The sequence below is a fragment of the Methylobacterium sp. WL120 genome (assembly GCF_008039465.1).
Taxonomy (GTDB): domain Bacteria; phylum Pseudomonadota; class Alphaproteobacteria; order Rhizobiales; family Beijerinckiaceae; genus Methylobacterium; species Methylobacterium cerastii.
In genome coordinates, this window is record NZ_VRUT01000115.1 from 1 (window position 1) to 15729 (window position 15729).

The window sequence follows — 15729 nt, forward strand, 5'->3', positions numbered from 1 at the left end:
CGCCCGAGAACCCGCCGCCATCCGAGAAGCCGCCGCCGAACCCGCCCGAGGTGCCGCCGCTCCATCCGCCGGAGCCCGGACCCGGCAGGAAGACGATGCCCCCGCCGCGCCCGCTCCCGCCGCGGTTCATGCGCCACGCGACGAACAGGACCAGGAGGAACAGGCCGACGAAGAGCGCCACCTGCGTCGGGTCGACCTCGTCGGCGCGGACCTTCGGCTTGCGCTGCCAGACCTCCGCGTCGCCCGCGAGGATCGAGAGGATGCCGTCGACGCCGGCGGTGATCCCGCCGGCGAAGTCGCCCTCCTTGAAGCGCGGCGTGATCGCGCTGGCGATGATCACGCGGGACAGGGCGTCGGTGAGCGCGCCTTCGAGGCCGTAGCCGACCTCGATGCGGACCTTGCGCTCGGCCGGCGCCACGATCAGCAGGACGCCGTTGTTGGTCTTCGCCTGGCCGATCTTCCACTCGCGGAACAGGCGGTTGCCGTAATCCTCGATCGTGGTGCCCTGCAGGTTCGGCACCGTTGCCACTACCACCTGGTCGGAGGTCTTGTCCTCGTAAGCCTTCAGCTTGGACTCGATCGTCCCGCGCTGCTCCGGCGTGAGGATGCCAGCGGCGTCGACGACCCGTCCGGTCAGCTTGGGGAAGCTCAGCTCCGCGCCGAGCGCAGCCGCCCACAGCCCGACGCAGGCCGCGAGGGCGAGGACGAGGCGCGCGCCGCGCAGCATGCGCGAGGTGCCCTAGAACTTCACGTTGGGCGCACGCTCCGCGTTCGGCGTCGCCGTGAAGGTCTCCATCGGCTTCGATTCCGGATAGAACCACGAGGCGATCCAGCGACCGGGGATGGTGCGGATCTCGGTGTTGTAGGCCTGGACCGAGCCGATGTAGTCGCGCCGCGCCACGGCGATGCGGTTCTCGGTGCCCTCGAGCTGCGACTGCAGCGCCAGGAAGTTCTGGTTCGATTTCAGGTCGGGGTAGGCCTCGACCGTGGCGAGCAGGCGCCCGAGGGCGCCGCTGAGCTGGTTCTGCGCGTCTTGGAACTGCTTGAACTTGGCCGGGTCGGTGATCGTCGAGGCGTCGACCTTGACGCTGGTCGCGTTGGCGCGGGCCTCCGTCACCTTGGTCAGGGTGTCCTGCTCCTGCTTGGCGTAGCCCTTCACCGTCTCGACGAGGTTCGGGATCAGGTCGGCGCGGCGCTGGTACTGGTTCTGCACCTCGCTCCAGGAGGACTTCGCCTGCTCCTCCAGGGTCGGCACGCGGTTGATCGCCCCGCAGCCCGAGAGGCAGGTCGCGAACAGCATCGCGATCAGCGCGCCGGCGACCCGGGCGATGAGGGGGCTGGTTCGCGGCGTCGCGAAATCCGCACTCGACGACATGTCCACCACTCCTGGAAGCTGCATCCGGCCCAGCTTGGCCGTACTTCACGTCCGCGTGAGATAGGGGCTCGGACCCGCCGAGAGAAGGGCCGCGCCGGCTTTCCGCGACGCTCGTCCGGTCCGCCGTCACGGGCCGTGCCCGAGGTTGACAAGGCCACCCCCGCGGTGCGCTGTGCGCGCCATGGATGACACGCCCCATGCTGCGGCTGACAAGCCGCGCGTCGCCATCACCTATTGTACCCAGTGCAACTGGCTCCTGCGGGCCGCCTGGATGGCGCAGGAACTGCTCTCGACCTTCCGAGACGACCTCGGCGAGGTCGCGCTGATCCCGGCGACCGGCGGGGCGTTCTCGATCACCGTGGGCGCCGACACCGTCTGGGAGCGGACCCGCGACGGCGGCTTCCCCGACGTGAAGGTCCTCAAGCAGCGGGTGCGCGACCGGCTCGATCCGGGGCGCGACCTCGGCCATATCGACCGGGCGCGTCCGGAACCGTCTCGATCGGATCCGACCAAGTCCGACCCGCCGAAGTCCGACCCGTGATGGCGCGATGCTTCAGGACCACGCCCCCGCCGCCGAGCCCGGCGAGATCGCGGATGCACCGGTGAGCCCGAGCGAGCTGCCCGCCGCGCCGGTCCGCCGCGGCCCGCCGCCGAACTGGCTCCGGCGGCGCATCGCGCGGCTGGAGCGCAACGGCGCCTCGACGCAGGTCTACCTCGTCGCGCTCGTGATCGCTTTGATCGGGCCGGGCCTGATCTTCACGGCGATCCTGCTCGCCCGCTACGCCTCCGTCGAGCGCGCCCGCTTCGAGCAGGACGCGCGCGAGAACGTGCGCGGCATCGCCCTGTCGGTCGACCGCGACACCGCCGGCCTGGTCTCGGTGCTGCAGACGCTGGCCACCTCGCCACGCCTCAAGGACGGCGAGTTCGAGGCGTTCGACGCCCAGGCGCGCCTCGTCCGCGAGGCGATCGACCTCGACATCATGCTGCGCCGGCCGGACGGGCAGCAGATCGTGAACACCGGGATCAAGCGCGGCGGCATGCTGCCGGTCACCGCCCTGCCGCTCGACAAGGAGGTCGCCTCGGGCACGCAGCGGGCGATGGTGACGGGCTTCCTGCCGGGGCCGATGCCGAGCGACGCGACCTACGCGGTCGCCGTCCCGGTGATGGTGGGCACGAACGTCGCCTACATCCTGAGCTTCAACGCGCCCTTGAGCCGCCTCCAGGCGATCCTCGCCCGAGAGGTGGTGGAAGGCTGGACCACCGGCATCTCCGACCGGCAGGCGCTGGTGCTCGCGCGCCTGCCGGACCCTGGCTCGGTCGTCGGTCGCCCGCGCCTCCAGAGCCTGCGCCAGATCCAGACCGAGACCCCCGGGGTGTGGGAGGGCAAGGACCGGCAGCATCGGCCGGTCGTGGTGGTGGAGGCGCGCTCGCGCCTCACCGGGTGGACGGTCGGCACCAGCATCCCGCAGGCCCTCGTCGACGCCCGGCTCCGGCGCTGGGTCTGGGCCTTCGGCGGATTCGGCCTCCTCGTGCTGGCGACCTCCTCGGCGCTCGCCGTCGTCCTGTGGTCGCGGGTCTCGCGCCCCTTGCGGCAGCTCGCGGCCTCCGGGCCGGCCCTTTCGCGCGGCGAGGCGATCCCCCGCATCGCCTCGCCGGTGCACGAGATCCGCCGGCTCGGCGACGTGCTCACCGACGCGTCCCTGCGCCTCAAGACCCGCGAGGGCGAGCGCGACCGGGCGCTCGCCGACACCCGCCGCGGGCTCTCGGCCCTGCGCGAGAGCGAGGCGCGCTTCCGCCACATGGCCGATTCCGCGCCGGCGCTGATCTGGATGACCGACGAGGACGCGACGATCAGCTTCGCCAACATGCACTTCGAGCACATCTTCGGCATGCCGGCGACGGCCCTGGCCAACGAGGGCTGGCACAAGATCATCCACCCCGACGACCTCGCCGGCTTCTCGACGACCTTCACGGAAGCCTTCGGGGCACGAAAGCCTTTCCGCACCGAGGTCCGCGTGATCGACCGCGACGGCGCGGTGCGCTGGCTGCGCTGCGAGGGCGTGCCGCGCCTCGACGACGGCGGCACCTTCCTCGGCTACACCGGCTGCAACGTCGACATCACCGACGCCAAGTTCGCAGAAGAGCACCTGCTGCTCCTGATCCACGAGCTGAACCACCGGGTGAAGAACACCCTGGCCACCGTGCAGTCGATCGCCAACCAGTCGTTGCGCGGTCTCGAAGGCGCCGAGGCGGACGCGGCCCGCGCGGCCTTCGAGGCCCGCCTGCTGGCGCTCGCCCGCGTCCACGACGTCCTCACCCGCGAGAGCTGGGAGGGGGCCGAGATCGGCACCGTCGTGGCCGACGCGATCCGGCCCCTCGACGCCACCGAGGTCTCGCGCTTCCGGGTCTCCGGGCCGCCCTTACGGCTGCCGCCGCGGATCGCCCTCTCCATCGCCATGGCGCTGCACGAGCTCGGCACCAACGCGGTGAAGTACGGCGCGCTCTCGCGGGAGGGCGGACGCATCGACATCGGCTGGACGATTCGGCGCGACGACGAGGTCTGCCTCACCCTGCAATGGGTCGAGAGCGGTGGGCCGCCGGTCGCCAAGCCCACCCGCACCGGCTTCGGCTCGCGGCTGATCGAGCGCAGCCTCGCCCGCGAGCTCGCCGGCGAGGTCAACCTCGCCTTCGACCCCGGCGGCGTCGTCTGCACGATCGTCGCCCCGGTGCCGCCCCCCGGCCTGCTCGAGCGCAAGGGCGGCACCGACGTGCCGCGGATCGCCCCGCTCCCGCGGCTGGGGTAACGGCGCTCGGGTTTCGGGTGGGGGCGAGGTAGCCGGGTCGGAGAGCCTGTCGGTTTCCTGCCGAATGCCGAAGCTGAACGAGCCTCCGTCCCACCCACCCCTCATCTGACGTGCTTTCGCGAAGCGGAAGCCTCGAAGGAGGCCTTCAGTGGTCGCGTGTCCGGCTGGAGGGCTCCTTCGAGGCCGCTTGCGCTGCACCTCAAAATGAGGGGGGTGGGTGGGGTGAACCGTAGAATATGAAGCCGCCGCGAGCTGATGATCGCGGCGGCGGGTCTTCAGACCGGTGGGGCGTCGGGGCCGGATCAGAACCGGTAGGTGAAGTTGCCCTTCACCGCGTGGTCCTCGGCGCGGGTCCCGACCTGGCCGGTATAGGCGACGCCGAGGGTGGCGGCGGCCGAGACCCGCAGGTCGAGGCCGGCTTCCGCCACCAGGGCATCGCGGTCGATCGGGATGCCGGCGGTGAGGAAGGCCGGGCCGGTGGCGCCGAAGGCGAGCAGCGCGGTGGGCACCACGTCGCCGAAGGCGCGGCGGTAGCCGAGGAGGCCGTGGGCCGAGACCGGCACGCCGAGGCCGAGGTCGAGGCTGGTCTGCGCCCGCACGCCGGCGGTGGCGGTGCCAAGGTCGTAGTCGCGGGCAAAGCCCGTCAGCGCGGCGATGCCGCCGGTCTCGGTGAAGCGGTCGCGGCCGATCGAGACGTAGGCGCCGCCGACGAAGGGCTCGATGTAGGAGAGCGTCGTCACCGGGACCGGGGCGGCGTCCTTGCCGATCGGCGGCGTGGCGCCGCCGAAGACGAACTTGTAGCCGAGTTCGCCGAAACCCTGGATCGTCGAGCCGCCGGTGCGGGCGCTCGGCGTATCAGAGACGCCGGCGAACAGCACCGTCCGGCGCAGGCGCGCCGCGTTGTCGGCGTAGACCGCGCCGAGCCGCAGCGAGACCGGCCCGAGCTCGTACCCGCCGTAGACGCCGCCGAAGCCGCTCTCGATCGAGCCGGATTGCAGGCGGCCGGCCGTGTCGAGGCTGGTCGAAGTGTAGCCGCCGGCGACGCCGACGCGGAAGCCGCTCTCCAGACGCACGTCCGCGCCGAGCACGAAGCCCGAGGTCTGGCGCGACAGGCTCGCCGCGTTGCCGTCGGTGCGGGCCTCGCCGAAGCTGCCGAAGCCCTGGCCCCAGAGCCCGAACACCCGCGGATCGAGGGTGCGGACCGCCACCGGCGTCGGCGCGGCGCGCCGGCCGGGTAGGTCGGCGGTGTAGGCGGCCGGCAGGCGGCCGTAATCGGCCCCGTCCGCGTAGCCCGGCGTCGCGCCCCAGCGCATCCGGTCGAGGATCGCCTCGCGGACGAAGAACGCCGTCTCGAACTCGGCCGAGATCGCGCTGGCATGGATGTCGCCGGTGAGCGCCCGGAATGCGCCGACCGCCTCCGAGGTGGTGAGCCCGACGGTGCGGTCGTAGACGCCGGCGCCGGGGCCGGCGGCCTGGATCGCGTTGGCGACCGCGCCCTGGTTGCGCGTCTGCGCGATCGTCGCGAAGGCGACGTCGTTGCGCGTCAGCGTCAGGTCGACCTCGGTCGGCTGGTAGCGCAGGGTCGGGGTGAGGAAGGCGAAGTTCGCGGTGACGCCCGAGAACTGGCCGGCGACGCCGCCCGCCGCGGTGAGGATCGCGTATTGGGTGCGCGGATCGTAGCTGCCGGCGGCCGCCAGGACCTGCACGGTGCCGCCCGCGAGCGTCGCCGCGCCGCCGACGGCGAGCCGGTCGGACTGCCCGGCGGCGTTGGCCTCGACCTGGAACGTCGAGCCCGCTGCGAACGCCGCGTTGCCCGAGACCGTCAGCGTGCCGATCGAATTGCCCGGCGCCACGGTGCCGCCCGACAGCGCGGTGATGCCGCCGACCGTGCCGGTGCCGCCCAGCAGGCCGCCGCCGTTGACGGTGACGAGGCCGGCGATGGTGCCGTTGGCGTAGAGCGCGCCGCCGCCGCCGATTCCGACGTTGGTGTTCAGCGTGTCGGCGGCGTCCATCCGCAGGGTGCCGGCGACGTTCCCGAAGTAGCCCGCAGCCGAGTACAGGTCGAGGCGGGCCCAGTAGCTCAGGTCCGTCCCGTAGAGGGCGGCGAGCGCGTTGGTCTGGGTGTTGACCAGGATCTGGTTGATCGTGCTCGTCTGCAGCGTGCCGTAGAGGCCGCCGTTCGGGGCGATCGTGCGCGCGGCGGCGGTGCTGCCGCCGTAGAGCGGCGCCAGCAGGATCGAGGCGTCGGGGCCGTTGGCCGGGGCCGCCTCGCGCGGGGCCTGCGCGAAGGTCAGGGTCGGCAGGCCGTAGGTCAGGCGCGCCTGGTAGAGCGCTTGGTTGGCGGCCGAGGGCAGGTAGGGGTTGTTCACGGTGTTGGCCGCGCTCGCCGCGCAGGCCGCGACGGTGTTGCCGCACTGCGCCGCCTCGTAGGCCTGCAACTCGGCCGCCGCCTTGGTGAACAGGCCCGGCACGTTGATCGCCGTGCCGGTCGTGGCCGCGTTGTTGACGTAGGCCGGGTTGGTGAAGGCCTGGGCGAGGTCGTAGGCCGAGAACGCCCGCGAGGCGATGATGTCGAGCGGGTAGTGGACGCCGAGCACGATGCGGCTGTTGCCGTAGTCCGACGCGCGCAGCAGCATGTTCTGGTACTGCTGCGGCACCAGCATCGCGAGCAGGTATCCGTCGGTATAGGCGTACTGCGTGTGGCCGCTCGGGAAGGACGGGTTGGTGGCGATGCCGCTCAGTGCCGTCGGGTCGAAGACGTTGTAGCGGGCCTGCGCGACCTGGATCGGACGCGAGGAGCCGTAGACGTCCTGGCCGGCTTGCGTGTTGCGCACGCCGTAGGCGAGGTCGAGGACGCTGTCGGAGCGGTTGGGCAGGGTGCCGGTCGTCCCGGCCGCACCGGCGGGGGATCCGGCGGGGATCGTGTAGGGACCGGTGGGCAGGGTGTAGCCGGCGGGCGCCACCGCCGGCACCGGCACGTAGCCGGCCGGCGTTGTGCTCGGGTTCGTCGCCGCGCCGTTGGCGAAGTAGTTCTTCGCGACGCCGAGGTCGGCGCTGAACACGCTGTAGGCCTGGTTCAGCAGGTTGAAGGTGCCGGTCAGCGGCCCGGAGGTCGCGTTGCTCGCGCGGATGCCGGTCTGGTAGATCGCGCCGAGCTGCGGCCCGAGGCCGCCGACGGGCTGGACGGGGCTCAGGCCGCCCGCGCTCTGCGGCGCCTGCGACGGCAGGCCGCCGGCGATGTTGTCGGCCGGCCCGAGGTTGACGCGGGTCCCATTGGCGAGGGTGATCGTCGTGGCGAAGGCGGCGCTGCCCGGCAGCGCCTTGTCGCTGATCGCCTTCTGCTGGTCGGCGACCGAGGCACCCTGGTTCTGGGCGATCGCCTGCGAGAGGTTGAGCTGCAGCGTCTGCTGGCCGACGGTCGTTCCGTTGAGGCCGAGGAACGGGCCGAGCAGGTTCAGCACGTTCACGTTCGACGGCGTCGTGTTGACGGTCTGCGCCTGCGCTGTGCCGGCCCCGTAAGTCGCGACCATCACCGTGATGATCGACACGCCCTGCTTGAAGTCCATGATTCGCCCCCTCGCGCCGCTCGTCGCGCTCGATGGCGAAGGACTATCGAACTCTACGGCCGAGTCTTCGTCATAATCCAGTCACAATATTCACGCCGATCCAGCGTTGCCGGAAAGCAACATTCAAGAATACAACGTCGGCTAAGGACCGGGATTGGTGTCGGCCGTCCATGGCGTGACTTGGCGCTACTGGGCGCGCCGCGACGGCGTCAGGCGCAGCCCGGGCGCGGGGCGTTCGAGCAGCACTTCGCGCCGGAAGCGCACGAGCCGCGCAGGACGGCCGGCGGTGCCGCTGGTGACGCCCTCGGTCTCCTCCACCAGCCCCTGCTGCGCCACCAGGCGGCGGAAGTTCTGCTTGTGGAGCTGCGCGCCCGACAGCGCCTCGACGGTGCGCTGGAGCTGCAGCAGCGTGAAGTGCGGCGGCATCAGCTCGAACACCACCGGGCGATACTTGATCTTGCCGCGCAGGCGCCCGATCGCGGTGGCGAGCACGCGTCGGTGGTCGAAGGCCATCGGCACGCCGGTGGGGTCGCCGGGGCGGGCGGGGCCGGCGTTGCCGGCGGCCTCCGGGATCAGCCCGGCCTCGAACAGCAGCTCGTAGCGCTCCAGCACGCGCTCTTCGTTCCAGGTCGCGCCGTTGAGGCCGAAGGTGAGGCCGAGGCGGTCGGCCCGCGAGCGCCGCAGCTTGGCGTCGGCTGGCGCGCCGGCCCAGGCCAGGAGCTCGGCCTCGATCGCGTCGAGCTCGGGCGGGCGCCCCTTCCGGAAATCCTCGTAGGGCAGGTAGCGATACCAGTTGCGCCACGCCGCCTCGGCGAGGCCCGCCGGGCGCTCCTCGCGCACCAGCGCGAGGTAGGCCACCGACAGGGTGTGGACGCCGGACGTGCTGTCCCCCTTGGCGTCGGCCTGCCGGTCGCGGTCGCCGAAGGTGTAGAGCTGCTCGACGTAGCCGAGGCGCTGGTGCGTCTGGCGCTCGACCCAGGCGCGCAGGCCCCGCTCGAGGGTGGCGTGCTCCGAGACCAGCGGCCCGGCCGGCAGCCCGTCGCCGCGCCCCGGCGCCTGGTCGGGTACGTGGACGGTGAGCGCCCGCGGCTCACCCTCGGTGGCGGCGATGATCGCGGCGGCGAGCCCGACGGAGGAGGGGCTGGGCACCGTGCCGCCCGCGCGCGAGTCCGCCGACATCGTCTGTCCCGTCGCCCTGCCCATCGCAACGCCGTCCGAAGCCGGCCGAATGCCCGTGATGCGGCCGCGCCGCGGCCCGCCGTTGCTTTAGCCGCAAACCCGCGTCCGCCGTCAACGCGGCGGGCACGATCGGGCGGGGACGGCGCGATCCCGTGGGCTCTCGAAAGCGCTTGCTAAGCGTCGGCGCGATGGCCAGACATGCCTCGAGGTCTTCACGCGAGCCGGCATCCCTGTCGCTCGACAACGCTTTCGGGGAGGTGGGCGATGCAGGCGGGCGGCAGCCTCGGGAACGCGACCACCGGCCGCGCGGCGGGTCCCGAGGTCGACCTGCGGCTTTACGGCCTGCTCGACGTCGGCGTCTGCGGCGGCGACGGGCGGCGGCTCGCCGAGATGGCGGCGGCTGCAGTCTCCGGCGGCTGCACCCTGTTCCAGTATCGCGAGAAGGACATCGCCGACGCGCGCGCCGCGCTCGCCCGCATCCGCGCGATCCACGCCGCGCTCGCCGGCCGCGCGCCGCTGCTGGTCAACGACCGGGTCGACCTCGCGCTGGCCGCCGGTTGCGAGGGCGTGCATCTCGGCCAGTCGGACCTGCACCCGGCCGACGCGCGCCGGCTGCTCGGCGAGGGGGCGATCGTCGGCCTGACCCTGAAGACCGGCGCGCAGGCCGACGAGCTCTACCGCCTGCCGGTGGACTACGCCTGCATCGGCGGCGTCTTCGCCACCGCGAGCAAGGACAACCCGGACCCGCCCGTCGGCCTCGACGGCTTCGCGCGGATCGCGTTCCGCGCCAGGCTCGCCCGCGGCGGCGCGGTGCCGGTCGGCGCGATCGCCGGCATCGATGCGAGCAACGCCGCCGCGGTGATCGCCGCCGGCGCCGACGGGATCGCGGTGATCTCGGCCCTGTTCGGGGCCGAGGCGGTGGAGGGGAGGGCGCGCGACCTGCGGGCGCGGGTCGACGCGGCGCTCGCCGAGCGGGGAGCCATCCGATGACGCCGATCGCGCTGACCATCGCAGGATCGGATTCGGGCGGCGGTGCCGGAATCCAGGCCGACCTCAAGACATTCTCGGCGCTCGGCGTCTACGGCGCCAGCGCGATCACGGCGCTGACCGCGCAGAACACCCTCGGCGTCCAGGGCATCCACGACGTGCCGGCCGGCTTCGTCGCCGCGCAGATCGAGAGCGTCTTCACCGACCTCGCCGTCACCGCCGTGAAGATCGGGATGCTGTCGCAGCCGGCGGTCATCGAGGCCGTCGCGGCGGCGCTCGAGCGCTACGCGATTCCCAAGCGCATCCCCGTGGTGCTCGATCCGGTGATGGTCGCCACCAGCGGCGACCGGCTGATCTCGGACGACGCGGTCATGTTGCTCCGCAACCGCCTGATGCCGCTCGCCGACCTCGTCACCCCGAACCTGCCGGAGGCGGCGAGCCTCCTCGACGAGCCGGCGGCCGTGGACGAGAACGGCGCGGCGGCGCAGGCCCGGCGCCTCGTCGCGGCGGGCGCGCGCGGCGTGCTGATCAAGGGCGGCCACGCCGAAGGCGACGAGAGCGTCGACCACCTGCTCACCGCCGACGGGCTCGTGCGGCGCTTCTCTGGAACCCGCCACCCGACCCGCAACACCCACGGCACCGGTTGCACCCTGTCGGCGGCCGTCGCCGCCGGCCTCGCCAAGGGGATGAGCCTCGAGCAGGCGGTGCGCGCCGCCAAGGCCTACGTTAGCGACGCGATCGCAGCCGCAGACCGGCTCGCGATCGGCGCCGGGCATGGGCCGGTGCACCATTTCTTCGCGGTCTGGGCCTGAACGCACGGCTGAGACGCCGTCCCATCCACACGCGCCGCCTTGCATCCGCCGGGCGATTGCGTTTGTAGTAGCGCACGATCGTTCCGATAAACGGAACGCAATGGCGAAGCGCGGATGGCTGCGGCGATGCAGGAACAGGCGGAACGGCCGGGTCGGGGCCGGGACATGCTGAGCGGGGCGGCCGTGCTGTCGGGGCAGCTCGGCAAGACGATCCAGCGCCTGCGCAAGGCCTACAACCTCTCGCTGTCCGAGCTGGCCGAGCAATCCGGCGTCGCCAAGTCGATCATCAGCCAGATCGAGCGCAACGAGACCAATCCGACGCTGGCGACGATCTGGCGCCTGTCGCAGGCGCTCGACGTCTCGATCGAGCGGGTGCTGGCGGCCAACGACGAGGAGCCCTTCATCGAGAAGTCCTCGCGGGCCGACACGCCGATCCTCGTCTCCGAGGACGGCAAGGTGCGCCTCGCGATCATCGGCTGGGTCAAGACCATCGAGTGGCTGCAATGGTACGAGGTCTCCGCCGACCCCGGCGGAGTGCTCGATTCCGATCCGCACCAGCGCGGCTCGGTGGAATCGCTTTCGGTCTCGGAGGGCTGCTTCGAGGTCGAGATCGGCGGCGTCGTCCAGCGCGCGCGGGCCGGCGAGACCCTGCGCTACCGCTGCGACCGCCAGCACGCGGTGCGCTGCACCGGCGACGTGCCGGGGCGCGCGACCATGGTGGTGATCATGAAGGCGGCGGTGATGGAGTGAGCGGCTTAAGCGCTTAGAGCATTTTCAAGCGAGGTGGATGCCGGCTCATGTGAAGAAAACGCGACCACACAGTAGGTTAGAGCATTTTCCGTGATCCGGAGATCACGGAAAATGCTCTAGCGCCCGCCGTTCACCCACCGCACCATGTCCGCGAGCACGGTGCCGAGCGCCTGGTCGAGGGCGCGGGCGCCGTTGCCGGCATCGACCGCGGCGACCGGCACGCGCGCCGTGAAGATCCGCGCCGCGACGACCTTGCCGGTGCCGTCCGCGATCAGCTTGGCCGAGATGTCCACCACCGCCTCGCCGGTGCCGGCGGCGATGTCGAAGGCGCGGATCTCCGAGATCAGCTGGTAGTCGGACACCACCTTGTCGCCGGGGCGCGAGACCGAGCGCAGGCGGCCGGCATTCTCCAGGCTCTGGATGATCCGGGTCTGGATCAGCCGCGGCAGGCGGTCGGCCCATTGGCCGCCGCCGAGGAAGGCGAGCGAGCCGCCGGCCTCGCGCACGATGATGCGGTCCGCCTCGAACGGCTGGATGCCCACGGGCTCGGCGACCACGATCGCGCGGGCGGTCGCGGCCGGGCGGCCGGTCGCGGGGAGCGCCATGAGGTCGAAGGTCAACGGCGCCGCGCCGCCGCCGCAGCCGCCCAGCATCGGGGCGACGAGCGCGGCGGCGAGCGCCAGACCGGTTACGGGGCGGAGCATACGCGATACCTGAACGATCCCGGCCGCACGGCCGGGATCGGATGAAGCTGTGCCGTTCAAACTACGCGAGCGCGGCAAACGTGCCGTGCGCCGGGGCACATCGACCCGGAAACCGGCGCGTTCAGCGGCCACCGTTGTATTCCGGCAACGTCGGCTTGCCACCGAAGATCACCTGCGACGGGTCGCGCTCCAGGGTGCGGACCGTGCGGTTCAGGGTGTTGAGGGTGCGCTGCCCGTCGGTGGACAAGGCCTCGACCTCGCGGCGGCCGGTGCCGCTCAGCCGCCCGAAGCTCGTGGCGATGTTGGCCGTGCGCTTGTCGAGGTTCTCGGACAGGGTGCGGAACGCCTTGCCGGCGTCGCGCACCGAGATCGCGGCCTCGCGCACCTGCGTGAAGGTGCTGGCGCCGGCCTCGCCCGAGGCGGAGCCGAGGAAGCCCTCGGCGCCCTTCAGCACCGCGTCGATCTTGTCGGCGGACGCGTTGAGCTTGGCGGCGAGCGAGCGGGCGTCGTGCAGGCCGGCCTCGATGTCGGGGCTCGACGTGGCGAGCGCCGAAGAGAACCGGTCGGTGTTGTCGATCACGCGGTTGAGCTTGGTCCCGTCCACCGCCTTGACGAGGCTCGAGACGGCCGGGCCGGCCTCGGCCAGGGTCTTCGAGAAGCTCTCGACGTTGGCGAGCGTGCGGGTGATCGCGCCCTCGTTGCCGGCGACCACCTTGTCGAGGCGCTGGAGCACGTCGTCGGCCCGCTGCGCGATCTGCTTGGCGGCGGCCATCATGTCCTGGATGTCGGACGAGTCGGCGAAGATCGTCGGCATCTCGCCGTTGCTGCCGGCCGCGAGCGCCGGGGCGTCGGCGTTGCCGCCGTTCAGCGCGATCACCGAGACGCCGGTAAGCATCGCCGAATCGAGGCGGGCGCGGGTGTCGGCGCGCAAGGGGGTGGTGGGCGCCACCTTGATCTCGGCGATGACCCGGCGCGGGTCCTGCGGCAGCAGGTGAACGTCCGTCACCTCGCCGACCTTGATGCCGTTGAAGGTGACGCTCGATCCGCGCGATAGGCCGCCGACGCTGCCCGAGAACACGATGCGCACCGCCTGGCTCACCTGGCGCGACGAGCCGCCCGACAGCCACAGCACGAAGCCGAAGCCGACCAGGATCACCCCGAGGGTGAAGGCGCCGATGAGGGCGAAGTTCGCGCGGGTCTCCATCGGTCAGGCCTTCCGCCAAGCTGTGGCATTCACGCGGTGCGCGGGCGCACCCTTGCTGTGCGCCGACGCACGCACCCGGTGCTTACGCTCACGCATGGGCCGGCTCTCCAATCTGCGCAGGCGCCGGCGGCACGATCGCGCGGGCGCGCTTGCCGTGGAAGTACGAGCGCAGCCACGGATGGTCGTGCGCCAGCATCTCGTCGATCGTGCCGGCGGCGATGATCTGCCCGTCGCCGAGCGCCGCGATGCGGTCGCACGCGGTGTAGAGGCTGTCGAGGTCGTGCGTCACCATGAAGACGGTGAGGCCGAGCGTCTGCTTCAGGGTCGCGACCAGCTCGTCGAACTCGCCCGCGCCGATCGGGTCGAGGCCGGAGGTCGGCTCGTCGAGGAACAGGATCTCGGGGTCCAGCGCCAGCGAGCGGGCGAGCGCCGCGCGCTTGATCATGCCGCCCGATAGCTCCGAGGGCAGCTTGTCGGCCGCATCCGGCTTCAGGCCGACCATCTCGATCTTCAGGCGCGCGAACTCGTCGAGCAGGCGCTCGGACAGGCTCAGGTGCTCGCGCATCGGCATCTGGATGTTCTGCTTCACGGTGAGCGCGGAGAACAGCGCGCCCTGCTGGAACAGCACGCCCCAGCGCTGCTCGACGCCGCGGCGCTCGGCGATGGTGAGGCCGTCCATGTCCTGCCCGAACACCTCGATGGTGCCGGACCGCTTGGCCACGAGCCCGAGGATGGTGCGGGTCAGCACCGACTTGCCCTGGCCCGAGGGGCCGACGAAGCCCAGGATCTCGCCGCGGCGGATGTCGAGGTTCAGCCCCTTCAGGACGGTGCGGTCGCGAAAGCCCACGACGAGGTCGCGGACGCGGATGATCGCTTCGGGCTCGTTCGTCTCGGGCATGGAACCTGGGTTTCGCACGGACTCGTCAGAAATCGATCGCGGCGAAGAACACCGCGAACAATCCGTCGAGGACGATGACCATGAAGATGGATTTGACCACCGAGGCGGTGACGTGGCGCCCGAGCGATTCGGCCGAGCCTTCCACGGCGAACCCCTCGATCGTGGCGATGATGCCGATGATCAGCGCCATGAACGGCGCCTTGATCAGCCCGACGAGGACGTGGTGGACGCCGACCGCGGCCTGCAACCGGGCGAGGAACTGCTCCAGGGTGAGGCCGCCATAGGCCATCGCGGTGAGGCCGCCGCCGGTCAGCGCCGCGAGCGCCGCGATCAGCGTCAGCATCGGCAGGCCGACCACGAGGGCGAGGATGCGCGGCACGATCAGGATCTCGATCGGGTCGAGCCCCATGACGCGGAGGGCGTCGACCTCCTCGCGCATCCGCATCGAGCCGATCTCGGCGGTGAAGGCCGAGCCGGAGCGCCCGGCCACCATGATCGAGGTGAGCAGCACGCCGAGTTCGCGCAGGATCAGCAGGCCGATCAGGTTGACGACGAAGGCCGCCGCCCCGAAGCGCTGGAGCTGGAAGATGCCCTGCTGCGCGACGATGCCGCCGACGAGGAACGAGATCAGGAAGATGATCGGCACGCCGCGGAAGGCGACCTGCTCGATCTGGTTGACGAAGGCGCGGCCGCGGAAGCTCGAAGGGCGCGAGGCCACCCGCAGGCAGGCGGCGATGACCTCGCCGAGGAAGGCGAGCCCGGTGACGAGGTCGTGCCCGCCGCGCACGACGCGACGGCCGACGCCGTCGAGCAAAGCGACCACGCGGCCCTGGCGGACGGGGCTGGCGGGCTCGGGATCGCGCAGCTGCATCTCGCCGAGCAGGATGCGGTGCTCGGGCCGCACGCCGGCATAGGTCAGGTGTCCGCCGGCCGCCTCGATCTCGCCCCGGGTCCGCTCCAGCACCCAGGCGCCGAGGGTGTCGAGGCGGGCGACGTCGCCGAGGTCGACGACCACCGGGCGCACCCTGGCCTCGGCGGCGATGCGTGCGGCGGCGGTCTCGACGGCGCCGCCCTGGTCGGCGGTCCAGCGACCGTCCAGCGCGACGCGGCCGTCGCCCGGCGCGATGGTCGCGCCGGCGGGCTGCCGGTCGGGCCGGCGGGTCGGCGTGGTGGCGGTGGCCTGCACGAAGCCTGTGTCCCTGTTCGGCGCCGGTCTGCGCCGGCGATATGTCCAGATTAGGGTTGACGGTCCGTATCGTACCGCACCGCAACCGAGACTTGTGCGGTTGAGGACGTCGTCCGGCGCGCGACCGCCGCCGTCAGGGCGAGGCCCGCGAGCGCGAGCGGCGCCATCGCCAGGAAGGCGAGGGGCCCCCCGGCCCGGTAGGCGAAGCCGCTGAGCAGCGTGGCGCCCGCCGCCGCGGTGGCGTTCGCGGCGCTGAGCGTGCCC

The 15729-nt window shown here is 71.9% G+C and carries 13 protein-coding genes and 1 pseudogene; 5 read left to right on the forward strand and 9 right to left on the reverse strand.

Annotated elements, in window-relative coordinates; translation table 11 throughout:
- Both FV229_RS18985 and FV229_RS18990 read right to left on the reverse strand, forming a co-directional pair.
- On the reverse strand, positions 1-727 hold a 727-nt coding region (locus FV229_RS18985; RefSeq protein WP_147753456.1), incomplete at its 3' end, for a TPM domain-containing protein.
- Between the two features lie 12 nt (positions 728-739).
- Positions 740-1300 (reverse strand): LemA family protein, encoded by a 561-nt coding sequence (locus tag FV229_RS18990; protein WP_238272725.1) that lies wholly within the window; start codon positions 1298-1300, stop codon positions 740-742.
- 256 nt (positions 1301-1556) lie between these two features.
- Here FV229_RS18990 and FV229_RS18995 point away from each other — a divergent pair, with 256 nt between their 5' ends.
- Both FV229_RS18995 and FV229_RS19000 read left to right on the forward strand, forming a co-directional pair.
- Positions 1557-1916, forward strand: a complete 360-nt coding sequence (locus FV229_RS18995) for a SelT/SelW/SelH family protein (protein WP_147753458.1) — start codon at positions 1557-1559, stop codon at positions 1914-1916.
- A 7-nt stretch (positions 1917-1923) separates the two neighbouring features.
- Positions 1924-4179, forward strand: a complete 2256-nt coding sequence (locus FV229_RS19000; RefSeq protein WP_147753459.1) for an HWE histidine kinase domain-containing protein — start codon at positions 1924-1926, stop codon at positions 4177-4179.
- Positions 4180-4481: 302 nt separating this feature from the next.
- Here FV229_RS19000 and FV229_RS19005 read toward each other — a convergent pair whose 3' ends face one another.
- Positions 4482-7745 (reverse strand): autotransporter domain-containing protein, encoded by a 3264-nt coding sequence (locus FV229_RS19005; protein WP_147753460.1) that lies wholly within the window; start codon positions 7743-7745, stop codon positions 4482-4484.
- Positions 7746-7931: 186 nt separating this feature from the next.
- Positions 7932-8924: a hypothetical protein gene (locus FV229_RS19010; RefSeq protein WP_147753461.1), complete on the reverse strand. Its 993-nt coding sequence runs from the start codon at positions 8922-8924 to the stop codon at positions 7932-7934.
- Between the two features lie 264 nt (positions 8925-9188).
- Here FV229_RS19010 and thiE point away from each other — a divergent pair, with 264 nt between their 5' ends.
- The 3 genes from thiE (at position 9189) to FV229_RS19025 (ending at position 11473) form a co-directional block, all read left to right on the forward strand.
- The gene (thiE, locus tag FV229_RS19015; protein WP_147753462.1) at positions 9189-9914 is read left to right on the forward strand and encodes a thiamine phosphate synthase; all 726 of its coding nucleotides are present in this window, start codon (positions 9189-9191) and stop codon (positions 9912-9914) included.
- Positions 9911-10723 (forward strand): bifunctional hydroxymethylpyrimidine kinase/phosphomethylpyrimidine kinase, encoded by an 813-nt coding sequence (gene thiD / locus FV229_RS19020; protein ID WP_147753463.1) that lies wholly within the window; start codon positions 9911-9913, stop codon positions 10721-10723. The genes thiE and thiD overlap by 4 nt, the downstream gene beginning before the upstream one ends.
- A 126-nt stretch (positions 10724-10849) precedes the next feature.
- Positions 10850-11473, forward strand: a complete 624-nt coding sequence (locus FV229_RS19025) for an XRE family transcriptional regulator (protein WP_147753464.1) — start codon at positions 10850-10852, stop codon at positions 11471-11473.
- A gap of 116 nt (positions 11474-11589) precedes the next feature.
- On the opposite strand, the gene FV229_RS19030 is transcribed toward FV229_RS19025, so the two are convergent.
- The 5 genes and pseudogenes from FV229_RS19030 to FV229_RS28170 form a co-directional block, all read right to left on the reverse strand.
- Complete coding sequence (locus FV229_RS19030) at positions 11590-12177, reverse strand: ABC-type transport auxiliary lipoprotein family protein (RefSeq protein ID WP_147753465.1); 588 nt, start codon at positions 12175-12177, stop codon at positions 11590-11592.
- 121 nt (positions 12178-12298) lie between these two features.
- Positions 12299-13381: an MlaD family protein gene (locus FV229_RS19035; protein WP_147753466.1), complete on the reverse strand. Its 1083-nt coding sequence runs from the start codon at positions 13379-13381 to the stop codon at positions 12299-12301.
- An 88-nt stretch (positions 13382-13469) separates the two neighbouring features.
- Positions 13470-14279, reverse strand: coding sequence for an ABC transporter ATP-binding protein (locus FV229_RS19040; RefSeq protein WP_147753467.1), 810 nt, complete (start codon positions 14277-14279; stop codon positions 13470-13472).
- A gap of 25 nt (positions 14280-14304) precedes the next feature.
- Entirely contained in the window at positions 14305-15405 is a 1101-nt protein-coding gene (locus FV229_RS19045) for an MlaE family lipid ABC transporter permease subunit (RefSeq protein ID WP_246688252.1), read from the reverse strand.
- A 110-nt stretch (positions 15406-15515) separates the two neighbouring features.
- A pseudogene (locus FV229_RS28170) lies at positions 15516-15729 on the reverse strand (hypothetical protein); the annotation flags it as partial.